Consider the following 22,277-nt stretch of genomic DNA (forward strand, 5'->3'; position numbering starts at 1 on the left):
CGACGGGTCAAGGAAGAGAAGGGAAAGCCGGCGGAGCCAGCGCAGCCGTGGGAGAGGGCCGCAGTAGAGCTTGACGCCCAGTTGTGGGCGTCGCTGTACCGCCCCGGCGTGGACGCGCTGGCGTTGGCACGCCGAGTCGTCGAGGTTCAGGCACGCTCATGCCGGACGTCCAGCTGGGCCCGTCAATTCAGCCTGGCAGAGCGACTACCGTCGACGAGTGCTCGATCCCACGATCATCTTCGACACCTCCGGTCCGTTGGAAAACCCGCTCACCGACGAGCTTCTGCGTGAGGTGCAGGCGCAGCTCGGACACAAGCTACCCGCTGCGTACGTCGACCTGGCCGGGCGCCACAACGGCGGGGTGCTGGCCCGGGACGCCCACCCCTCGCCCAGCCGGACCTCCTGGTCGGCAGGCCACGTGGCGGTGTACACACTGGCGGCGATCGGTGACACCGCCTCCTTCAGCCTGTGCGGCGAACTCGGGAACGCGTTCTGGACGACGGAGTGGGGCTACCCCGACATCGGCGTCTACATCGCCGACTGCCCCTCAGCGGGCCACGACATGATCGCTCTCGACTACCGATCCCCCGGCGAGCCGACGGTCGTACACGTCGACCAGGAGTGGGACTACCAGATCACCGTCATCGCCCCCGACTTCGAGACGTTCCTGGGCGGCCTCGTCGACGCGGCCGAGTTCGACGGAGACGACTGACCGCGACCGGCCTTCCATCCCAAGTGCCGCCCACCACCTGACGATTGAGCAGGTCACGGGCGGGGTAGTGCCCGTTCTCGCGGAAGATCAAGCGGCGGCCGTCCCCGGTCCGCTGGGCGGAAGGGGTATCACCGGTGCGGACGTGGGGGCGCGACGCCGTCGCGCGGTTGCGGGGCGACGGGATGACCGTGGTCGAGCTGACCGCCGCCGCGGTGGTCGCCTGGATCGTGGCAGCGGTGGTGATCCGTCACCCGGACCCGTTCTACGCCCCGACCGCTGCGCTCGTCGTGCTCGGTGAGTCCCGCGGTCGACGGCTGCGGCAGACCGTCGAGATCCTGCTCGCCGTGGCCGCCGCCGTGCTCGTCGCGGAGCTGCTGGTGTACGCGCTGGGCCCGGGCACCGGCACGGTCCTGCTGGTGCTGGTACTGACCACCACGACGCTCGTGGTGATCGGTGCCCGCCGTGCCCTGGTCGTGCAGGCCACCGTCTCGGCCATGTACCTGGTCGTGGTCGCCGCACCGCACGGGACGCTGATGCCGTTCCGCTTCGTCGACGCGCTCATCGGCGGCGCGGTCGCGTTGGCCGCCAGCCAGCTGATGACCGCCCGCGACCCGCTGGCGCCGCTGGTGGCCCAGGCTCGGTGCAGCTACACCGACCTGGCCGACCTGCTCGATGAGGTGAACGCGGCGCTGCAGGGCTGCGACGAGGATGCCGCCCGCGCCGCGCTGGACCAAGCCCGGCAGGTGGACGACTGCGTCGCCCAGCTGCAGACCGCCGTGCTCGCCACCGGTGAGACGCTGCGGCTGGGGCTGCGCCGCCGGCACCTGGGCAAGCTCGCCGACGTGGAAGGGACGCTGCGGCAGCTCGACTACGCCGCCCGCAACATCCGGGTGCTGGCCCGGGCCGCTGTGACCCTGACCCGCCGGCACACCGCCACACCGCCGGAGCTGGCCGCCGCGATTGGCGCGCTGACCGCCGCCGTACGGTCGGCCGGGGAGGCGCTGGCCAGCGACCTGAGCGGCGCCGACGCCGACCGGCATGCGCAGCGGGCCGACGCGGTGGCCCTGGAAGCGGTCCGGATCGCCGCGGGCCTGCTGCGGTCCGATCCGCCGCTGCCGGTCACCATGATCGTCGGACAGATCCGGGCGACCGCCATCGACCTGCTGCGCGGCGTCGGCCACGACGACATGACGGTGCTGGACCGGGTGGACGAGGCGCTCGGCCTGAGCCGGGCTTGACGCCTGTCGTCCGGCCGGAGACAACGATCCGCGCCACAACGTGATGCCGCGTCACAGCGTCCGGCGCCACCGCCTGGCGGCGACCGACGACGGCGTGGCGTTGCCCGACTCCACGTTCTCGCTGTTCGCGAACGATCGTCCGGGTATGCGTCGGGGGTTACGCTGACCCGGTGGCGAGGGACAAGTGGGCCCAGTGGCTCCTTGCCCGCCGGGACGGCAACAGCGCGGGCCTGCGCGCCCGTAACGCCCTGGAACTGGCGGCGTTCCGTGATGGCGTCCTTGAGGGAGCCGGGCTGGTGGCCGACGACGTGGTCCTCGACGTGGGCTGCGGGACGGGACTGATCGCGTTCGGCGCGCTGGATCGGCTCGGCCCGGACGGCCGAGTCATCTTCAGCGATGTCTCACCGGATGTGCTCGACGAGTGCCGGCGCACCGCCGGTGGCGACGAGCGGTGCAACTTTGTGGTCGCGCCGGCCGATGACCTCGCCGGAATCGCTGACGCCTCTGTCGACGTCGTGACCACTCGCTCGGTGCTCATCTACTCCGACCGCAAGACCGCCGCCTTCGCGGAGTTCTTCCGGGTCCTGCGGCCGGGCGGACGGATGTCCCTGTTCGAGCCCATCAACGGCTTCGCGGAGCGGCTCCGGCCCGATGATCTGTTCGGCTTGGGCAACTCGCCCGTCAACGACCTGATCGCCAAGGTCAGCGACGTCTACCGGAGCACCACCGCGGAAACCACCCGACCGATGATGGACTTCGACGAGCGTGACCTGGTCGACTGGGCAGTATCCGCCGGCTTCGAGGCGGTGGAGCTGAGCTACCGCGCCCAGGTCGACGTGCCCGCCGACCCGATCGGGGACTGGGAGGCACTCAAGCGAGTGGCACCCAACCCCCTGGTCCCCACGTACGGCGAAGCGATCGCCGCCGCCCTGACCGACGACGATCGCGAGCGTCTCGACACATACATGACCGCCCTGGCCGCGGCCGGTACGCCGACGCGGCGCACGATGGCCACGGTGTTCCTTCGCGCACGGCGTCCACACGGGTACCGCTGAGGACGTACCGCGTCGCCCCGCATTCACTGACCCGACGGACACACGTCTTGCGCTGGCCCGGTCGTCCTCAGCAGGACCACCGCCTCGCCCCCTTCAACCATCACGAGCCCGAGCTGCAATCGCGCTGATTGCGACAGGCACGGAGGCCTGTCAGTCGCGACGGCCGTCGGTCAGGTGGAGGTGACGTAGTCCCGGACCAAAGGCGGCGACATGCTCCGCTGTGCCGTGGTGCGCGGCGGCCCCTGCCGAGCCGCCCCTGGCGGGCATCGGGGAGGTCCGCACACTCGGCCAGCAGCCGACTCCTCAGTGCATCCGTCTGCTCCCCAGCCTGCTCCCCTAATATTGGCACGCCACCGCCGGCAGCCGTCAGCGAGCACGGTCAACTTGATCAGCGCCTGACGCCCTTGGGTCGGGCCGGCCTCCTGCTTCGAGGTGCCATCGCGACGCCGCGCAGGCTGAGGTGAGCGCGTCGGCCTCATCTCGGGCGGCGTCCTGGTTCGGCAAAGCAGCTTGGAGGACCTCCTCCTTGATCTCACTGGCCGCGCCCCCTATCGACCGACGCGCGGGACGCGACCCGTTTGTCCGGCACGGCAATGGGTACCCGCCGGTCCAGCCGACAGGACGATTGGCAGAGGTGGGGCGTGAGCATGGCGGAGGACGAGCAGTACGAGCGGGGTCTTGAGGCGCTGCGACAGGCCGACGGCGGCGCCGCGCAAAGACTCCTGGAAGCCCTCGCCGACGTCTCGCCCGAGCTCAGCCGTCGCTCCGTCGCCTGGTCCTACGGGGATCTCTACGTCCGGCCCCAGCTCGCGCGCCGGGACCGGGAGCTGCTCACCCTCGGCATTCTGACCGGCCTCGGTGATGCCGGGGCCCAGCTAGAAGTGCACGTCAACGGGGCACTCAACGCGGGCCTGACGCCGTCGGAGATAGTCGAGGCGCTGCTGCAGGCGGTGGTCTACTGCGGCGTGCCGCGGGCCGTCAACGCCACGCTCGTCGCCAAGAAGGTCTTCGCAGAGCGCAACCTGCTACCTGTCCCGGCAAGCCCCACCCCGGCCGGCTGACCTCGCCGTCGTCGCTCACGCGTCGCCGACACAGCTGATAGCGCCCGCTCACGTCGCCCGGTCTGCTGCCGGCCCGAGGCGACGGTGCCGCGCCCGAACGGCGGCACCAGGGGCTGCCTTAATCTCGCTTAGCACCATCGTGAACTGCTTCGGCTTTTCGAGGGCCTGACCGGGGCACGACGAAGGCAGCGGCGTCGCCGCTCCGAGCGGTAGGAGCGGAGCGTCGGCCGCTCACGCCGATCGGTAGGCGCTCAGCGAGCAAACAGCGGGCTGCGCCGTCGACGATGAGACGTGGTAGCAGTACCTGAACATCGAGAACCTCAACATGCTCAACTGGCCATGTGGTCAGCGCCCGGTCTCGAATGACGGAACTACGGCGAACCCCATCAAGCTGACCCGCAACGCTCCACATCGATCTACAGCACGCCTACAAACGTAGCCTTACAACTCCTAATAAAAATGATGTTGTGGGGCGGTTTCGTGCGTGGCATCGCTTGATCAGCTCCGAGGCATCCCACCATGCGGACTGTTGACGATGAGCGGCACGCTGTCTGGTGCCAGGAAATGGTGACCCTCGAAGTACTCCAGGTGAACGTGGCCGCCGTCGTCCATGCTGGCTACATCGCGTAGCAGGTCGGCGAGGAGCGACCGGCTTTCCGCGCCACCGTGGATGCCGAGATAGCTGCGATCGTCGACACCAATAACGACCGGGCCCTGCGTCACTTCGATGAGCACACCCCGTAGATGCCGAGGGTGAGCGGACGGCGCAAGGCTCAGCTCGCCTCCGCTTGCTACCAGGTCAGCGAGGTGACAAAGGTCTGCCCGGCCACTCGCGACGTCGACGCCTTCGGCGGCAGAATAGTAGGCAAGCTTCACCCCGCAACCGTAGGCTGCCGCGCCTATCTAGTGCCTTGACCACGAACGTTCACGGTGTTGGATGACACGCCGCTCGGCTGGACGCCCGGTCAGTCGGTCGTCGTGATGGCTGACCGGAGGCGGTTGAGCGCCTCCGCGCGCACACCGGCCAGAACCGGCTCGCCGGTCAGCACGGCGGGCCGCACGGGGACCTCGCGCGGCATCGGTGTTGTCGCCGAGCGGATGCTACCGATCAGGGCAGGGCCCCACGAACCGCCAACAACGATCTCCTGCGGGTCGGCAAGCGCGACCACGGCGGCGACGACACCGGCAACGGCCTGGCCGATGAGCTCCCGCGTCGCGGGGTCGCTGTCGAGGAGCCGCTCGACGTCGATCGCGGTCGAGCCGTCGCGGCGCAGACCCAGCTCGCCGAAGACCTCGATCAACCGGACCGCGCGACCACCCGGCCCGACGGTCAGCAGGTGGGCGATCTCACCGGTCAGGCCGGTATGCCCGCGGCGGACCTCGCCGTCGCTGACGATCGCACAGCCCAGCCCTTCACCCAAGTAGAGGTAAGCGAAGTCGCGGGCGGTGTTCCGCTCGGCCAGCGCCGCCCAGTTCACGTCGTTGTCGACGACGACCGGGCCGCCCGCGTGCGGCGCGAGGACGGCGACCGGGTCGAGGTCACCGACCAGGAAAGGTGAGTCGGGCAGCTGCACCAGGCGGCCGGTGGCGCGATCTACCGGGTCAGCCGCGCTGACGACGGCCAGCCGGGCCGGCCGGCCGGCTGCGGCGAGAACCTCGACGGTCGCGGCGGCCAGCGCATCGGCAGCCTGGCTCGGGCGGGCCGGCCGGTCGATCGGCCGGACCGCGCGCGACACCGTGTCACCGTAGATGTCCAGGCACTCCGCCACGACACCCTCCGGAGCGATAACGACGGCCAGCGCCACGCCCACCGCCGGCGCGAGCGCGTAGTACGAGCCCACCCGACCGCGACCGCGACCACCCGGGGTGCGCTCACCTGTGTCGGCCACCAGGCCGCGTTCGGTCAGCCGGCGCACGCTCTCCCCCGCGGTCGGCTTGGAGATGCCGATCTCGACGGCCAGCTCGGCGCGAGTAAGTCGACGGTGCTGCATCAACGCGCGAAGCACGTGCTCGTCGGTGAGCGACCGGACGATCTCCTGCGACGGCAAGGTGGGCTCCACGCCAACATTCTAGTCAGGGCTATTGCCTAGAAGAGGCTCGACCCAGTAAAGTCTTTCAAGTAATGGGGGCTAACTAGAAGGAGACGCCGTGTCGACCAGCACCACACTGCCGCACTGGGAGCAGACCCCCGCCGACCTCAAAGCGGCCACCCGGGAGATCAAGGCCGCGCTGCGCGCCCGGATCGAGGCCTCCGGGCGTACGGTCGATGAGGTTTTCGCCGTCGTCGAACAGCGGGTCCAGGCCGCCGTCGATGACATCAACGCCGCCCGCCGTCGCGGCGAGAGCGTCTGGCCGGTCATCGACTACGCCGACATCGCGAACTGCACCGTCACCGCCGGGCAACTCGACCTGCTGCGCCGCCGCGGCTGCCTGGTCGTGCGTGGCCACTTCGACCGCGACCAGGCCCTCGCGTGGGACCAGGACATCGTCGACTACGTCGAGAGCAACAACTTCTTCGAGAACTACCGCGGCCCCGGCGACGACTTCTTCGGCAGCGTCGGCTCCAAGCCCGAGATCTACCCGATCTACTGGTCGCCCGCACAGATGCAGGCCCGCCAGAGCGACCGGATGGCGGCCGTCCAGGCCTTCCTCAACAGCCAGTGGAAGTCGGAGTCTGACGGCGTGCAGTGGTTCGACCCGAACAGGGATTCGCTTTACCCCGACCGCATCCGCCGCCGCCCCGAGGGCGCCGACTCCGCCGGCCTAGGCACCCACCTCGACCCCGGCACCCTGGACCTGTGGATGACCAGGGCCTACCAGCAGGCGTTCCGGCACCTGTTCGACGGCAGCGTCGAACAGTACGACCCGTGGGACGCCGCGCACCGCACCGACGGCCCGCAGTACCCCGGCACCACCATGTGCTCGGCATTCCGCACCTTCCAGGGCTGGACCGCCCTGTCTGACATGGCCCACGACCAGGGCGTGCTGCACACCGTGCCGATTCCCGAGGCTATGGCGTACCTGATGCTGCGCCCACTGCTGTCTGACGTCCCCGACGACGACATGTGTGGCGTCACCGTCAACCAGGTCTTCCCGGCTGGCCACAAGTGGCACGCTCCGCTCATGGAGGCACTGGCCGGCATCCCCGACGTGCAGGCCGGTGACTCGGTCTGGTGGCACGCCGACATGATCCATAGTGTCGCGCCGGTCGAGTCGCAGAAGGGCTGGGGCAACGTCATGTACATCCCCGCCGCACCGTGGTGCCCCCGCAACGAGAAGTACGCCGCCAACGTCCGCGAGGCGTTCCTCAGCGGATCGAGCCCTTCGGACTTCCCCGCCGAGGACTACGAGCGCGAATGGCCCAACCGCTTCCAGCCCGAAGACCTCAACGAAACCGGCCGCCGCGGCCTCGGAATCGCCTAGACATCCACGAACGCTGCACGACTCTTTCCGGCCCCTGGGATCTGCGCCGTTGACCGGCATCCGGACCCACAACGAGGATGGAGGCGTCAGCGGGCCCGCGGCGGTTCAAAATCCCATGGACAAACTTAAAGCCCTGACCAGCGTTTCCGCTGGTCAGGGCTTTAAGTTTGTCGGGACCTCCGGATTCGAACCGACGACCCCTTGACCCCCAGTTTTACAACGATTCTGTCACGCCGTGCCAGGATAGGTTGAAACATTCCTAGAAGGGGACAAGAACGGCGGACACAAATGCCGTTCCATGCCGTGGATCACCGCCTCATCCACCTATGGCGATCCCCTCCGCTACCGGGCTCGTTACCGCGGATCGTCAAGCGCTTCCCGTGCCAAGAAGTCCGGACGAACTCTTGTCTTGCACGACCGCCAGCGGCTCCAACCACCGGTCTGTAGACCGACGCGTCCGCGGTGCTGGGGCGTCCGGTGTCCCCCGGGGCCAGCGAAGGCACCGCCGCGAGCCGCGGCACGCTCCAGACGAATTGGCGGCCACTGCGGCCGACAAGGTCCTCGAGGTGTCCGATCGGTCCACCGCCGATGGAGTACCCGTCACGCAGTGGTCCGACCTGAGCCTCGCCAACCAGCGGCGGCGCGTCATTCCTGGCACCTGAGCCGTTCCGAGCAGGTCGGTCAGTATCATCGCGAAAGGCCGTCGAGCACGACAGGCAGTGCCGTCCACGTCGCTGGTGACCTCGCCCGTTGTCGGCTCGGCGAGGCCGCTATCCGACAGACACTGTGCGCACGCGTCGCGACGTCCTACAACAGACTTATGCCAGACAGTCAGACCGTCGATGCCTTCAAGTTCGTCGCTGTACGTCCGCCGCAACTGGTCGGGCAACGTGAGGCGGCCCTCGGCCTGATCACCGACCAGCGCAGAGCCCCCGGCGGCGGGTCGCTCGCCGGCAACGATGATGGCGAGTCCACGCGGCACCCGGACCCGCGGCTGGCCGCGCTGGCCGAAGCGGCCCGCGCGCTGGCCGACCACTTCGGCGCGCAGCCCGGCGGCGACCCGCTGGGCGACGCGGACGCGGAACTGCGTGACGTGCGCGCCTTGGCCGACCGCGATGCCGCCGAGCTGGCCGGGACGGCTTGGGACGCGCTGTACCGGGCGTATCGTCAGGGCCCGGCGGCCGGACCCGACCTGGAGACGCCGACGGCCGCGCTGCGGGCACTGCACTTCGCCGCACTGTGGCGCGCCGACGCGGCAACCACCGCCGCCGACGCGGTGACCGCGCTGGGCGCCACCCCGGTTGTGCCCGCGGAGCTCGCGGTCGTCGAGGCGCCCGAGACCGCACGCTGGCGCGGCTCCGCCTCGGTGGCAGGGCACGCCGAGGTGTCCGACGAGCCGGTCCGCGCGCTTCTGCGGGAGGTCGCGGCGACCCGCACACTGCTGGACGCCGTACGGGCGAACGCCGCGCCGATCCGCGAGCGGGTGCTGTCGGAGGAGCCAACCCAGCACGGCGACGTGTTCCGCAACCGGATCACGCTGGGACGCGTGGCGAGCATGGCCCGGATATTCGATGGCAACCTGCCCGAGGAAGCGCGGAGCGTCGCGGCCCGTCTACGGATCGGGGAGGCCACCGCGGTGCCGACGGCGACCGCGACCGCTCAAACGCACCTAACCACGCTGCTGCGGAGGGTGGACGCTCTGCGTGACGACCCGGCGCTGCGGCGCGAGTTCCGGGCGCTGTCGGGCACGCTCGATCTGCACGACGTGGGCACCATCGCGCCGGGCCTGGACCTCCCTCCGATCTTCGATGCCGACCCCGACCCGGGCACCAGCCCCGACGTGGATGTCAGTGGCCGGATCCGGCCACTGGGCGTCGGCGACCTGAAGGTGGTCAAGCAGACCCTGCTCGGGTACGCCCCGGGAGAAGTTGCACACATAGAGAACGTGCTCAAGGGCGAGCACCGCGAGCGGGTGCACCGCATGCTGGACCGGGTCGAGACCACTTACTTCGAGTCGTCGGAGGAGGTGAACGAGACCGAGCGTGACCAGCAGTCCACCGACCGGTTCGAGCTGAAGAAGGAGGCGGACCGGACCGTCAAGGAGGACATGAGCGTGCAAGCCGGAGTGACGGTGACCGCCGCCTTCGGGCCGGTCGTCACCACCGCGCACGGCGACTTCGCCTACGCGACATCCAAGCAGGAGTCGACCAGAAGCAGCTCGAACTTCGCCCGCGATGTGGTCGACCGCTCCGTCACAAAGATTCAGAAGAAGGTGAAGACCGAGCGCACCACCAAGACCTTCCACGAGGTCGAGGAGACCAATACCCACGGCGTCGACAACGCCCAGGGCGCCGCGCACATCACCGGCGTCTACCGCTGGGTGGACAAGCGCTACCGGGCGCAGGTCTACAACTACGGCCGGCGGCTGATGCTGGAGTTCATCGTGCCGCAGCCGGCGGCCTATTGGCTCGCCTCGCAGCTGCGACCGAAGACCGTGGTGGGCGCTGAGCCGCCGATACCGCTCGTCAACGCTAAGAACCAGCCGCTGACCGCCGCCGACCTCGACGAGTCGAACTACCAGACGTTCGCCAGCCGCTACAACGCCCAGGGAATCACCACGCCGCCGCTGGAATGGACGTACGCGGCGACGTCGTTCGAGCAGAGTGGCGTCGACAACGGCAAGACCGTATCGAAGATGCTCAAGGACCTGGTCGTGCCGGACGGCTACACCATGATCTACTACATCGCCAACGTGTCGCTGATCTACGTGGTCGGCGGGCCACGGTTCTCGATCCAAATCGGTGACGACGCCGCCGAACTCATCGCCAGCACCGCGGTCAAGCAGGGCGGAGTGCACACCCTGGGGTGGGCGCAGTCCTCGGAGACCTTCGACAACCCGACAGGGCCCATGGCGGTCAGCTGCATCGGGTACGACATCAACGCGTACTCGGTCAACGTCGGCATCAACTGCTACCGGAACGACGCGCACCTGCAGGACTGGCAGAACAAAACCTTCGAGAAGATCAGCACAGCCTACCTGGCCATGAAAACGGCGTACGACCAGAAGGTGGCCCAGGCCGGCGCACAGGAGGGGGCCGTGGTGATCCAGGGCCGCAACCCGGCCACCAATCGGGAGATCGAGCGCACCGAGCTAAAGAAGCTGTGTGTCACCATGATGACCGGCAGTCACCTCAGCGACTACAACGCGATGACGGACCCGGCGGACGCCCCGGCGAAGCTGCCCGAGGTCGACGTGTACGAGGCGATGGCAGAGGGCCCGGTCATCCAGTTCTTCGAACAGGCCTTCGACTGGCCGCAGATGACCTACCTGTTCTATCCGTACTTCTGGGGCCGTAAGACTAAGTGGACCGAGGCCAGCAACCGCTCCGACATCGACCCGTTGTTCGCCCAGTTCAAGCAGGCAGGCGCGGCCAGGGTGGTGGTCCCGGTATCGCCCGCATACAACCTGGCGGTCGCGTACTTCCTGGCTCGCAGGAGCCCTCGGCTGGCCGACCGGGTCTGGCTCGGCGGCGAGCCGCCAACCATCGACGACCCGCTGTACAAGTCGGTCGCCGACGAGGTGCGGGCGCAAACCGACGACCTGGCCGGCGCGTTGCCCGAGGGCAGCCCGTGGGAGTTCACCGTGCCGACCACGCTGGTGTGGTTGCAGGAAGGCCCCGAACTCCCCGTCTACCCAGCCTGACTCGATGGCCATCGACCTGGGCCCCTACCGGCGAATGCTGACCTCGGCTCGTGTCGAGTTCGAGGCCGGCATGACCGGCGGCAGGGCGAGCGCCTTCGAGCTGGCCGTGCTGCGCGGCGGGGTCGCCATCATGGCCGAGGATCTCGCTCGGCGGCCTGACTCCCTTGCCGCATACGAGCATCGCAAGGAGGGCGGTCTCTCCGGCCCGGAGCTGTGGAAGGTCACCGCGCGGCGGCAAGCGGCAGCCCCGCTGCGCCGCCGTGAGCTGACCCCGGAGGCCTTCACCGCCAAGAACAACGAATACCTGGCGCTGATGCGGATGCTGCGCGAACGCGCCACCATGCCCACGCACCTGGTCGTCGATCGCACCCGCAAGCGCGTACTGCTGGTACAGGAACACAACCGGGCGTCGGCGGTGCCAGGATCTCCGGTGCCTCCCACGCCTTCTGTTCCCGACGCCCTCGACGCCATTGCGGAGACCCTGGCCGCGTGGGTGATGGCACACCAGGGCGACGACGACTTTCTCACCCTGCCCGCGGCCGAGGGTATGAGCCGGATGCTGGCACAGCGCCAGGACCTGCTGGTCACGCTGCGGATAGCCCAGCAGCAGCCCACCGACACCAACTCCTTCCCGCTGCCCGTCGAACACCGTCCGGCGGTGCTGGAGGTCGTCGAGTTCGGCATCGCCTTCATCCCGGTCGTCGGCACCGCGGTTGCGATCTTCGAGGCGGCCTTCGGGTACGACATCTTCGGCTACGAGCTGACCGAGGTCGACCGGTGCATCATCGCCGCGGGCGTGCTGCTGCCGTTCGCCTCCCGGTTCGTCAAGGGCGGTCGGGCGCTCTACACCGCAGCGCGGATGGAGCGGCTGTACGGGCGCGGCGCCGCACGGTGGAGCCTCGCCCTGGCTGCGGGTGAGAAGGTCAGCTCGGACGTCACTGGGCGCCTCGCCATCTCCGAGGCCCGGACCCTGATCGCGGCGGGAAAGAAGGTCGATTCGGCGCTGGCGGCGAGGGCCGTCACCGCGCTGGAGAGGATGGGCGTCAAGCGGGGCAGCCCGCGGGGCATGTCCATCGCCACGTACGTCGCCGACTCACTGAAGAAGCTCGTCAGCGGCACGGCAGTGCTCAGCGAGCTGGACCATCTGGCGCTGATGCGGGTCGTTGAGAAGGGCCCGAACATTAACCTGATGAAGGGGCAGCTGCTGGAGGAGTTCCTGGAGTCGCGGATCGCGGCGTGGCTGCGTGATCCCGCCGGGGCGCGTGCCCTGGGCATCCACATCCCCGCGCCCCAGACGCTGGAGTTCATCCCGGGCCACATGATCCGCGACGCGTCGGGACGCCAGCTCACCGACGGCATCCTGGCCCACCGGCAGAACGGTGAGCTGATCATCGTCGCCATCTTCGAGGCCAAGGCAGGCAGGCACGCCGCCCGGGAGTTGAAGATCGCCTCCGGTGGCATCAGTTCCCTGTCCCAGGCTGAGCGCGCCGAGCTGCGCGCGTACGCCCGTGACGTGCTGCGCGCCCGCAACAACCGGGCCCGGCTGCGCGGCGAAAAGTTCCCCACCAGGGCCGACGAGGTCGACGCGGCCCTGGACAGGATCGAGCGTGAGGTCGTGCTGAGCGAGGAGGGCGGGCAGGTCCGCCGCGACATCGAGCGGCTGGCGTCCAATGAGGACGGTACCGCGGCAGTGATCCAGGTCGGTGAGGAGTTCCTGCCGGTGCGGGTCTCCCCGAAGGACACGAAGGTCTTCGGTGTACTTCCCAGGGATGTGCCGGTGGGGAACATGCAGGAGCAGCTCACGGGACTGGGCTACAACTTCGAGGTGCTCGGAATGAATGTGACGCAGAAGGAGCTGGTCGACCTGTGCAACAGCCTGCGCATCCATGTGCCGCCGGAGCACCTGCTGGGCCCGGCTCCCCTGCTCCCCCGCGGCGTGCCCGGCCAGGCCGTCCCGGTGCCCGCCACCGGCCAGCCGAAGTAGCAGCCCCACCGAACAGGCCCCATCCGGCAGCCAACCAGTCCTGTCGGCGTACGGGTCCAAATGCACAAGCAGGTACGGCTGGAGCGTACAGAGGTCGACGCTCCAGAAGGGGCGACGACGTCTGTCGAGCACCTTCCCATGTCGCATGACGGACCGCCCTGCCGACTACAATCCGTCACCGCTGGGGTGGTCGCGCTCGCGCCGGATCGCGGCAGAAGCGGATGTCTCGGTATCTGGTGGTGATGCTGGTGACGGGCGACAATGAGCCGGTCGGGTGAGGCAAAACGGACAGGGGCAACCGGTGGAGCGATTCGCGGTCGTGGTCGGCGCCGGCTCGTTCAGATCAGATGACGGTGGTGCGATCGGGTTCCCTCACCGCTGGACACCTGAGGGCGTCACGGTCGAGGCGGACTTCACCGGGGCACACCTGTTGCACCTCGCCGCGGCTGGCTGCGTCCTGAATGACATATATCGGGAGGCAGGCGAACTCGGCATCCGGATCGACGGGGTACGTGTATCGGCCGAGGGAGGTTTCGACACGCAGACGTGGATATCGAGCGGCATCACCTACCAGGTCGAGTTGAGCTCGCCCGCGTCCGGCGACGAACTTGCCACGCTGCTGGATCGTGTCGACGATGTCGCCGAGATACCGCGGGCGATTCGAGCCGGGACCACGGTACAAAGAAGCTGACGCGCCTCTCGACTCTCACATCACCAGCGGTCACGCCGGGCATCGCGCGAGGAGAGGCTAAAAGGGGCATGGGTGGGCGCTTCCTCGGCATCCGGGTCCCGGCGCTGACCGCGTTCCACCCGCACCCCCACATCGACTACTTCCTGACGCACATCTTCTGCCACCCGGACCAGGTCGAGCGGACCAGGCGCGGCCGCGGACGAGCTGGTAGCCCAGCTCGCCGCCGAGGGCACCCCCTCGGCGCTGCATACGGTGCACCGTCACCGATCGTCGACCCTGGCACCATCCACGTCATGCGCGGCGACCCGCTCCACCAGGCGCTAACAGCGAAGCAGACCAGGCTCATCTGACCCACGTACGAAAGGGTCCGGTCCGGGCCCACCGCGGTGATCCGGCGAACACGGTGGTGCCCACTGCGGCAGCGTGGACGTGGACGCGGCCGACCCTGCGAGTGTCACCCGGTACCGTGCCAAAAATTGTGTTGCAGGCTATGAGCTGCGGATTTGTGAGCGGATCAAGCGGCCCCGTGATACTCGTTGATGAGGCCACCAAGGATGCGGCGCCGGCGGATCGGCTTGTCGATCGCGACGACCGCGCCGCCGGGGTCGTAGTCGGGTGGATGCTGCTCCAGGCCCTGGTGTGGCCGGTGCCAGTCGAAGTGGTCCTCATAGTCACGGAGCACCGTGCGGGCGTGCTGTTCGTTGTAGATCACTACGACCCGCACAGCGTGCCGAACTGGCCGCCCTGCTCACGCCCATCGACCCGAAGGGGTCACACCCGTGGGAGGCCAACGCCTTCGATGCTGGAGCCCGGCACACCGACCGGTACGTCCGCTGGCTCACCGATCCGGACCCGCAGCTGGTGGGGTACGCCGCCGAACTACTCGCCTGGTTCGCGCCCGACGAGGCAGCGCTGGCCGGTCTCATGGCGGTCCCGGGTGACGCGGCCCGCGCCGCCACCCGGGCCAGCGCCAACCTGACCCTCGCCCACTGCCCGGTCGGCTCGGAGCGGGTCGACGCCCGCCTCCGCGAGCTGCTGTCCGCGAACGCTGCGGTCGTCCGGGTCACGGCGGCGGTGGGGCTGGCGTACAGGCTCGGCGACCAGCTACCCGACCTCGCCCTCGACGTCCTCACCGACGCCCGCAGCTCGGACTTCGATGCCGAAGTACCCGGCTGGGACCGGTCGGTGCGCGGGTTCGTGGCCCTCGCTCGGTCTCGGCTGACTTGCCGCCGCGACACACGGTTTTCAAAGGCAGTAGCCTCAGCACGCACGCCCTTCTTCTACCACGGTGTATGTGCAGTGAGTCGCTGACGGGCCGCTCGGTCATTCCGCACATGTTCCGGATCTTGCGGATCAGGCTGTCATCATTTCGCCTCGGCAAGCTCCGCCCGCCGCGCGCGCTGTCTTGCCGACATATCCTGGTTCGGCGCGGCCCGGAGTGCGAGTCATGGACGCCTGCGGGGCGAGGCGGAACATAGTTTCCGCTGATCAGACGGGGCATCGTCTGAGTACCGGGGTTACATCCCTCCGGGCCGTGCTCATATTGTGCCAGCCCCCGCTCTTACGGCCTAGTACTCCAACGTCACTTGATCTGCCGGCTGGCTTACTCGGCTAGCTCATGAAGAAGATCATGGCCGCGAGGCTTGCCCCCATGGCCAGGTGCTCCCAACGGAGCAGGTCCGTGATCGGTCGATTGCGCAGCCGGACGAGTGCGGCCGCCATCCAGCAGAGGTAAGCCGCCGTGGCGGCGCGTAGCAACACGAGCGCCGCGTCATGGCCGGTGACGATGCCGTGGTCCATCCGGGACCCGGCGGCCATGTGGTGGATAGCCATCGACCCGCCGTGTTGATGCATCAGCACGGCGAGCGCCATGAGCACGGCCCCGGCCGTACGGTGCCACTCCACCTCCGGGCCGGGCTCGGTCGGACCGCTGGTGACGAGTGCCGCCGCGAAGGCGAGGAGCAGCAGCGCGCCCGCGTACTGCACAACCGGTGAGCGTCAGGACGTCACCGCCGGCGTAACGGCGGGGCGTGACCATTGGGCGGTGGGGCGGCCGTTGAGCCGCCACGGGTGACCACTGACCCGCGGCCAACCTTGGGGTGAGTTTTCCCAGTTCTCTTGCCGGCCGTACACGGTGAGGTCCAAGGCGTGGTAGCTGGTCGTCAACGCCTCCACGCCCCGCCCGGTGGTCCAGTAGGTTTCGTAGACCTGGTCGCCGTCGCGCAGGTAGCAGGCGATGAACCCGAATTCGCGACCGTCGGCCAGAGCCGGGTCGGAGTCTTTCGCCGAATACCAGGGGAACGGGTAGCCCATGAACTCCGCGAACGGGGCACTTTCGTCGTAGGGGCCCTGGCAGAACACGGCGTAGGTGACGTCCCGGGCATGCAGGTAGTCCAGCATCTGCATGTGACAGGTCGAGAAGGTGCACCCCTCACACTGATCCCCGTACGGTTTGCCGTCGTGCCACATGTGGAAGTAGGCGATGAGCATCCGGCGGCCCTCGAAAACCTCCACCAGCGGGGTGTCCCCGCCGGGGCCCTGGACCGTCACCGTCGGCATCAAGGTCATCGGCAGCTGACGACGAGCGGCTGCGATCGCGTCTCCTTCGCGGGTATGGGCCTTCTCCCGGACCAGCAGTTCGTTGCGCTCGCGCAGCCAGGTCTCCCGGTCGGCGACCGGGGGCGTGGCTGCGCTGGACGCGGGGGTTGCCGTCATGGCTGTCTCCTTCGTGGGGTGGGGATTGGTCACAGGTACAGACGACCGAGTCGGCGATCGTCATCGGTGACCGATGACGGATGGGGTCCGCGGTCGTCAGTACGGTTGTGAGGACCATTCAGCCCCGGGGAGATCACATGTCCGACTCGCCTGACGAGCAGGCGGTCTGGCTGCAGCGCGCCTTCGACGAGCACCGGCGCGAGCTACACGTGCACTGCTACCGCCTTGCAGGGAACGTCACCGACGCGGACGACCTGGTGCAGGAGGCCTTCCTGCATGCCTGGCGGGCTCGCGACCGCTTCGAGGGTCGGGCGTCGGCGCGCACCTGGTTCTACCGGATCGCCACGAACGTCTTCCTCGACAGCCGCAAGGCGGCCGGTCACCGGACAGTTCCGTATGGTGACCCGCTGGAGTGGTCCACTGAGCTCGGTCCCTATCCAGACGCCCTGTTGGCCGACGATCCGCAGACCGGTCTCGCCGCCCGGGAGACCGTCGAGCTGGCCCTGATCGCAGCGCTCATGTACCTGCCGCCGCGGCAGCGGGCGGCCTTCGTGCTGCGCGACGTCTACGGCTGGACGCCGCAGGAGATCGCCGGCGCGCTCGACACCGCCGTAGCGGCCGTCAACAGCCTCCTCCAGCGGGCCCGCCACACCCTCCGGCGGCGCGCTCCGTCGGACCCACAGGACTGGCGCCGCCCGCAGCTCACCAGCGAGGACGAAGAGATCCTGCGCCGCTACGCCAACGCGAGGGACCCGAAGACGGTCCGGGCACTTCTCGCCGAGGACGTACGGATCACGATGCCGCCCGAGCCGCCGGTCGTCGGGATCGACGCGGCCGCGGAGTTCCTCGGCCGACCGCTCGACTGGCGTACCTTCCCCACCTCGGCCAACGGGCGCCCGGCACTGATCAACTATCTCCGCCGGCCCGGCAGCCCGCACTATGAGGCGCTGGTCGTCGACGTACTCCGGATCGAGAACGGGAAGATCGTAGAGAGCAACGCCTTCATCGGTGCCCGTCACGTCGCCGCCTTCAGCATGCCCGCCACGCTCGAGCCCTAGACGAGTAAGTCTCAAGCTAAGTGGCCGAGTCTGCGCTGGTAGTGGGATCGCCGGGCTCGGGCTTGGGATGTTCGTCGCCAGGTGGACCAGTACAGGGTGTGCGCTGGGGGTAGTGGCAGGGCGAGGACGAAGGCGTTGAGGAGTCGGCGGATCTCGGCGACGGTCAACGCGATGATCTCCGGGTCGGGGTCGGGCTGCTGCGCGGTGGTGGCGGCGAGGATGGTCAGGACGGCCACGGCGAGCATGGCCAGGGTGATGAACCGGTGCCAGCCGGTCCAGCCGCGGACCTGGTAGTGGTCAAGGCCGACCTGGCCTTTGCCGGTTTGGAACAACTCCCCGACGCTTCAGCGGGATCCGGCGACGGTCACGAGGGTGTGCAGCGGCACCAGGCGAGGTGACCCGCACAGGTAGAAGGCCAGCTCGCCGGTGGTTCGGTTGCGGCGGATGAGCAGCCACCGGTGCTCACCGGGGCTGGTGGCGGTGGTGACCCAGGCCCACAGATAGTCGCGGGGACCTTTCGCTCCCGGTCCGCAGCTGTGCTGCTGCCACTCGGCGGTGGGTATCCGGTCGGCGAGGTCGTCGACGCGGATCAAAGTGCGGCCGTCGTTGACGTGCACGCGTCGGTCGCAGCCGACGGCCAGGACGTAGCCGATCCCGCGGTGTTCCAGGTCAGCGCGCAGGCCGGGGTCGGCGCCGTAAACCTCGTCGCCAGTCACCCACCCGAACGGGACACCGGCGTCCAGCGCAGCGGCGATCATCTGCCGGGCCAGGGCAGGCTTCGTAGCGAACCCGACGTCGTCCGGGACGCCGGCGGCGGTGAGACGGTCGGGGCGATCGCACCAGGATGTCTCGGGTAGGTAGAGCCGGCGATCGATCATCGCCCGCCCCGCCGGTGACACGTAGGCCAGGAACACCCCGACCTGGCTGTTCTCGACCCGGCCGGCGGTGCCCGTGTACTGCCGCTGCACCCCGGCCGAGCACACGCCCTTCTTCAGGAAGCCGGTCTCGTCGGTGACCAGCACAGCCTCGGGGTGGCCAAGCTGCTCGATCAGCCAATCACGCACGTCATCGCGGACGGCGTCGGCGTCCCACACCGCCGTACGCAGCAGCCGCTGCATCGCCTGCGGATCGTCGTGACCCGCCCGTTCGGCCAACGACCAGCAGGTCTTACGTTCCACGCCCGACAGCAGCCCTTCCACGAACTGCCCGGCGGTCCGACGGGGCTCCGCCCGCACGAACCGGTCCGCGACACGTGTCACCGCCTCGTCCAGGATGACCCGCCACCCGGTCGGGTCTACGCTGTGGCACACGGCCACCGCACGATCTTCGGTTGTCCTCACAAACCATCGATGATCAACGCGGTGGCTGTCCTCATGCCCGCGCCACGCCCAACGCCGAAGCCAAGTGACGTTGGAGTACTAGTTCTTCCTGTTGCGACCCTCGCCCGCCCGTGGACTTCTCCTTGCCTCCGCGAACCGGCCTCTTAAACACGATCCTGACAGTCTCAACCGGGGCGTGACACTGTGAGCAGGCATTAACGAGCCCGGCGGCGACAATGCGTAGCGCTCGGTTCGCGGCAGGTGCGGACGTCGAAGGCTGCGGTGTTTGGCTTCCGAGCGACCGGTCATGGTGTGGACCCCGCAACAGGCGGCGCGTTCCTCGACCACGCCGAGGAGCACGACATCGCCCTCTACCCACTGTTCGCGCTCATCCTTCACCGCAGCCTGCGCCGCGGCGAGGCCGTCGGACTCACCGACACCGCCGTCGACCTCGACAACTCCCTGATCAGCGTCACCCAACAGATGGCCACCCAGGGCTACACACCCGTGATCAAAAAGGTCAAGTCCGAGTCCGGCAACCGGATCATGGCCAGAGCCAGCATCACCCGCGTCATCCTGCGCGCCCACGACCTGCGGCACTGCGCCGCCACCTACCTCAAAGCCGCCGGCGCCGACCTCAAAGACATCCAGGAACTCCTCGACCACTCCTTCGCCGCCGCCATGACCGACGTCTACACCTCGGTCATCGCCGAACTCGACGTCAAACGCGCCAAAGCCGAAGCCGCCACCGAGGATGACCTGCCGTTGCTCGCGTTCGACGTCGACGCCGCGTCCTGGCGGTCCTTCGTGGACCTGGCCAAGCGGATCGGCCCCACCGGCTGACCCCCCACGACGGGCTCAGGCCGACGGCTTCACCGGGGGCCGCACGCCGAGCCACTGCTCGGCGTCCCAGGCGTGGAACCGTTCCACCTCGGTGAACCCCAGCTTTGCCGCGAGGCGCATCGAGTTGACGCTGGCGGACTGGGTGGTAAGCAACCACCGGCTCGCCGGGAAGGACACCGCCGAACCAGTCGAGCGCCGCCACGCACGTCGCGGTGGCGTACCCGAAACCCCAGGCAGGCGGCAGGAACAGGTAACCGAGATCGGCCTTTCCCACGGGCCGCCGGACGACGATGCTCCGTCGCGCGCCAAAGCGGGACCCGGCCGATTATCGCCCTGTCGAGGTCGACGACGAAACTCCCTCGCCACCGTGCGGGCACCTCGGGCAGCTCGCACTCAAGCTCGTCCGACGACCGGGGCCACCGAGGTAGGTGTGCCTCCGGCGACGCCAACAGCTCGATGAACGTCGACCGGTCCCGGGCCTCGGACGCGCGAAGCACCAGTCGCTCGGCCCGGATCGGTTGGGGCGGCCAGGCGACGGGTCAGATCTCAGTCATGCCGAGCATCCAACCAACGCTCGCCGCCACCGCTACCTAGGCGGCATCGGCCCGAAGGACGGCCGGCCGCCCCGGCGGCCGTCCTTCGGACGGTTCTCCCGGCGGGTCGCTCAGTCGTCGCGCTCGACGTAGGGCCGGTCCTTGGGCCGGTGTCCCCCGGGCTTGCAGCCGGCGAACGGTCCGTTGGGGTTGCGCAGCGCGTCCATGGTCGGCCAGAGGTGGTTCTGGTGCCAGAGGGCCGGGTCGGTCGGCGCCGCCCGGGGGCCGGTACGTTCCTGCCAGGCGAGCCAGAGCCCGTGCAGGTAGGCGATCGCCTCCGGGTGTTCCCGCCAGCGGGGGCACCAGGGCGCGCCGGAGGTGACCTCGCCGCCGTAGACCGGGAGCAGCAGGCCCTCCACCCAGGAGGTGAGCCGGCGCAGCTCCTCGGCGTACTCGGGTCCGTCTAGGTAGAGGATGAAGAACGGCCTCGGCGGCGGCTCGTCGGTCAGCACGTCAGCGTCCCCTCGTCACCGGGGTCGACGCCGAGCGCGGCGGTGAACCGCCGGTACGCGTCGACCCGCGCCCGCACCAGCGCGGCGTTGCCGCCGCCGCACTCCAACGCCCCGTTGATGCTGCGGATCGTCTCGCCGAACCCCCCGCCGCCGGTGATCGCGGCATGCGGGGTGGTCGTGCCCGCGCCGCTCTGGGTCATCCAGAACCAGAGCGCGGTACGCCATGCCACCGCCGGGTCAGTGGCCACCAGGTCCGGGTTGCCGAGCAGGTCCAGCCCGAGCGCGTCGCCGGCCGCCTTGTAGTTGGTGTTCCAACTGAGTTGGATCGGCCCCCGCCCGTGGTAGGCGCTACGGCCGGCCGGGCAGCCGTAGGGCTGGCCGCCGTCGCAGTAGGTGCCCCACGCGGCCCGGTCGATCTCCTCGACGTGGACCAGGCCGCCGGACTCGTGGTCCACGTTGGCCAGGAACGCCGCCAGTTCCCGCTTGCGGGTCGCCTCGTCGCCGGTGCCGGCGAAGTCGGGGAACGTGGCCATCGCGTCGGTGAGCCCGGCGTACGTGTAGAAAGTGTTGCGGTCGGGGAACATGGTGTCGAACGTCGACCCGGTCAGCAGCGTGCCCTCGTCCCCCGTCACCACGCGCTTCTTCGCCCCGGCCCCCGGCGACGCCGTCGGTGTCGGCAAGGCGGTGGACGTGTCCGTCCCGCCGATGGTGTAGCGGGCGAACAGCCCGCGCACCCGCAACGGGTAGCTGTCCAGCACGATGACCGGCATGCCGCCCAGCGCCTTCACCGCCTCCGTGCCCTGGTCCCAGGCCATCAACGTCAGCGTGAGATGGTCGCCGACGACCGTCTTCTCGTCCAGCATCCGCTGGGTCTCCTCGGCCAGGTGACAGAACCACCGGGCGTGGGCGTGGATCGAGTCCTCCGGGTCCAGCGCCGAGGCCTCGCCGCTGTCGTCGTCGTCCTTGCCGTAGCGCTCGAACACGTCGGGGGTGAGCTGGGACAGCCCCTTGCGGCCGTCCTGACCCTCCTTGTCCGCGTCGAAGTCCGACGCGTACTCGATCTGGGCCGCGAGGATCACGGGGGTGAGCAGGTCGCACTCACGGGCCGCCGCCCGGATCGGCGCGACCAGGTCCGCGTCGGGCACGCCCGACTCCTTGAACCCGCCGCGGCCGTCGCCGCCGGCGAGTTCGGTGAGGACGCTGCCGCCGGCGCCCGGGCCGAGCGTGCTGTCCGGGTCCGGTGAGTACGAGGTCATCTGCGAACCGCTGAGCAGGATGATGACCACCAGGACGATCAGGGCCAGCGCCGCCATCGCGGCCAGCGGGAGCATCCCGACCATCGAGATGATCAGCCAGGTGATCTGGGTGGCGCCGAACCGGTTCGTCGCCGTCTGGTGCGCGGCCCGCGCGGCCGCCAGCTTCGACACCAC

At 69.1% G+C, this 22,277-nt stretch carries 18 protein-coding genes and 1 pseudogene; 11 read left to right on the plus strand and 8 right to left on the minus strand.

Features of this window, described 5'->3' with window-relative positions; translation table 11 throughout:
* Positions 1-217: 217 nt before the first annotated feature.
* The 4 genes from ACFYPH_RS18230 to ACFYPH_RS18245 all read left to right on the plus strand — a co-directional run bounded on the left by ACFYPH_RS18230 (position 218) and on the right by ACFYPH_RS18245 (position 4,066).
* Positions 218-712, plus strand: a complete 495-nt coding sequence (locus tag ACFYPH_RS18230) for an SMI1/KNR4 family protein (protein WP_387183063.1) — start codon at positions 218-220, stop codon at positions 710-712.
* A gap of 134 nt (positions 713-846) precedes the next feature.
* On the plus strand, positions 847-1,950 hold the full coding sequence (locus tag ACFYPH_RS18235; RefSeq protein ID WP_355065899.1) for an FUSC family protein: 1,104 nt from the start codon (positions 847-849) through the stop codon (positions 1,948-1,950).
* A 170-nt stretch (positions 1,951-2,120) separates the two neighbouring features.
* A complete protein-coding gene (locus ACFYPH_RS18240) occupies positions 2,121-3,005 on the plus strand; it encodes a class I SAM-dependent methyltransferase (RefSeq protein ID WP_387183066.1) in 885 nt (294 codons plus the stop codon).
* Between the two features lie 647 nt (positions 3,006-3,652).
* A complete protein-coding gene (locus ACFYPH_RS18245; protein ID WP_354855690.1) occupies positions 3,653-4,066 on the plus strand; it encodes a carboxymuconolactone decarboxylase family protein in 414 nt (137 codons plus the stop codon).
* Positions 4,067-4,564: 498 nt separating this feature from the next.
* On the opposite strand, the gene ACFYPH_RS18250 is transcribed toward ACFYPH_RS18245, so the two are convergent.
* Together ACFYPH_RS18250 and ACFYPH_RS18255 are read right to left on the minus strand one after the other, a co-directional pair.
* Entirely contained in the window at positions 4,565-4,942 is a 378-nt protein-coding gene (locus ACFYPH_RS18250) for a hypothetical protein (RefSeq protein ID WP_387183069.1), read from the minus strand.
* 89 nt (positions 4,943-5,031) lie between these two features.
* Positions 5,032-6,126, minus strand: coding sequence for an ROK family transcriptional regulator (locus ACFYPH_RS18255; RefSeq protein WP_387183072.1), 1,095 nt, complete (start codon positions 6,124-6,126; stop codon positions 5,032-5,034).
* 88 nt (positions 6,127-6,214) lie between these two features.
* Between ACFYPH_RS18255 and ACFYPH_RS18260 the strand changes: the two genes are divergently transcribed.
* The 4 genes from ACFYPH_RS18260 (at position 6,215) to ACFYPH_RS18275 (ending at position 13,867) form a co-directional block, all read left to right on the plus strand.
* Positions 6,215-7,489 (plus strand): DUF1479 domain-containing protein, encoded by a 1,275-nt coding sequence (locus tag ACFYPH_RS18260; protein WP_354855669.1) that lies wholly within the window; start codon positions 6,215-6,217, stop codon positions 7,487-7,489.
* Positions 7,490-8,309: 820 nt separating this feature from the next.
* Complete coding sequence (locus ACFYPH_RS18265; RefSeq protein WP_387183075.1) at positions 8,310-11,192, plus strand: hypothetical protein; 2,883 nt, start codon at positions 8,310-8,312, stop codon at positions 11,190-11,192.
* Between the two features lie 4 nt (positions 11,193-11,196).
* Complete coding sequence (locus ACFYPH_RS18270) at positions 11,197-13,176, plus strand: pre-toxin TG domain-containing protein (RefSeq protein ID WP_387183078.1); 1,980 nt, start codon at positions 11,197-11,199, stop codon at positions 13,174-13,176.
* A gap of 301 nt (positions 13,177-13,477) precedes the next feature.
* On the plus strand, positions 13,478-13,867 hold the full coding sequence (locus tag ACFYPH_RS18275; protein ID WP_354855674.1) for an OsmC family protein: 390 nt from the start codon (positions 13,478-13,480) through the stop codon (positions 13,865-13,867).
* A 514-nt stretch (positions 13,868-14,381) separates the two neighbouring features.
* On the opposite strand, the gene ACFYPH_RS18280 is transcribed toward ACFYPH_RS18275, so the two are convergent.
* A complete protein-coding gene (locus ACFYPH_RS18280) occupies positions 14,382-14,591 on the minus strand; it encodes a transposase (RefSeq protein WP_387183081.1) in 210 nt (69 codons plus the stop codon).
* Between the two features lie 137 nt (positions 14,592-14,728).
* Between ACFYPH_RS18280 and ACFYPH_RS18285 the strand changes: the two genes are divergently transcribed.
* Positions 14,729-15,178 (plus strand): hypothetical protein, encoded by a 450-nt coding sequence (locus tag ACFYPH_RS18285; RefSeq protein ID WP_387183083.1) that lies wholly within the window; start codon positions 14,729-14,731, stop codon positions 15,176-15,178.
* A 300-nt stretch (positions 15,179-15,478) separates the two neighbouring features.
* Here ACFYPH_RS18285 and ACFYPH_RS18290 read toward each other — a convergent pair whose 3' ends face one another.
* Both ACFYPH_RS18290 and ACFYPH_RS18295 read right to left on the minus strand, forming a co-directional pair.
* Positions 15,479-15,853 carry a hypothetical protein gene (locus ACFYPH_RS18290; RefSeq protein WP_387183086.1) on the minus strand — a complete coding sequence of 125 codons (375 nt, stop codon included), beginning with the start codon at positions 15,851-15,853 and terminating at the stop codon, positions 15,479-15,481.
* Between the two features lie 12 nt (positions 15,854-15,865).
* Positions 15,866-16,582: a DUF899 family protein gene (locus tag ACFYPH_RS18295; protein ID WP_355065884.1), complete on the minus strand. Its 717-nt coding sequence runs from the start codon at positions 16,580-16,582 to the stop codon at positions 15,866-15,868.
* Positions 16,583-16,719: 137 nt separating this feature from the next.
* Between ACFYPH_RS18295 and ACFYPH_RS18300 the strand changes: the two genes are divergently transcribed.
* Positions 16,720-17,640 carry an RNA polymerase subunit sigma-70 gene (locus ACFYPH_RS18300; RefSeq protein WP_387183089.1) on the plus strand — a complete coding sequence of 307 codons (921 nt, stop codon included), beginning with the start codon at positions 16,720-16,722 and terminating at the stop codon, positions 17,638-17,640.
* 11 nt (positions 17,641-17,651) lie between these two features.
* On the opposite strand, the pseudogene ACFYPH_RS18305 reads toward ACFYPH_RS18300, so the two are convergent.
* A pseudogene (locus ACFYPH_RS18305) lies at positions 17,652-18,899 on the minus strand (IS701 family transposase).
* A 372-nt stretch (positions 18,900-19,271) separates the two neighbouring features.
* On the opposite strand from ACFYPH_RS18305, the gene ACFYPH_RS18310 reads away from it, so the two are divergent.
* Positions 19,272-19,802, plus strand: a complete 531-nt coding sequence (locus ACFYPH_RS18310) for a tyrosine-type recombinase/integrase (RefSeq protein WP_354855680.1) — start codon at positions 19,272-19,274, stop codon at positions 19,800-19,802.
* A 664-nt stretch (positions 19,803-20,466) separates the two neighbouring features.
* Here ACFYPH_RS18310 and ACFYPH_RS18315 read toward each other — a convergent pair.
* Entirely contained in the window at positions 20,467-20,847 is a 381-nt protein-coding gene (locus tag ACFYPH_RS18315; protein ID WP_354855682.1) for a DUF4913 domain-containing protein, read from the minus strand.
* On the minus strand, positions 20,841-22,274 hold the full coding sequence (locus ACFYPH_RS18320; RefSeq protein WP_387183092.1) for a glycoside hydrolase family 19 protein: 1,434 nt from the start codon (positions 22,272-22,274) through the stop codon (positions 20,841-20,843). Before ACFYPH_RS18320 ends, ACFYPH_RS18315 begins: the two co-directional genes overlap by 7 nt.
* Positions 22,275-22,277 lie beyond the last annotated feature (3 nt).

This window comes from Micromonospora sp. NPDC005252, from assembly GCF_042872475.1.
In the GTDB taxonomy this organism is placed as follows: Bacteria; Actinomycetota; Actinomycetes; order Mycobacteriales; family Micromonosporaceae; genus Micromonospora.

Bases quoted from the DNA above. Each gene is read 5' to 3' on its own strand.
- ACFYPH_RS18245 (WP_354855690.1), top strand. From the start codon at position 3,653: ATGGCGGAGGACGAGCAGTACGAGCGGGGTCTTGAGGCGCTGCGACAG.
- ACFYPH_RS18265 (WP_387183075.1), top strand. From the start codon at position 8,310: ATGCCAGACAGTCAGACCGTCGATGCCTTCAAGTTCGTCGCTGTACGT.
- ACFYPH_RS18270 (WP_387183078.1), top strand. From the start codon at position 11,197: ATGGCCATCGACCTGGGCCCCTACCGGCGAATGCTGACCTCGGCTCGT.
- ACFYPH_RS18295 (WP_355065884.1), bottom strand. From the start codon at position 16,582: ATGACGGCAACCCCCGCGTCCAGCGCAGCCACGCCCCCGGTCGCCGAC.
- ACFYPH_RS18300 (WP_387183089.1), top strand. From the start codon at position 16,720: ATGTCCGACTCGCCTGACGAGCAGGCGGTCTGGCTGCAGCGCGCCTTC.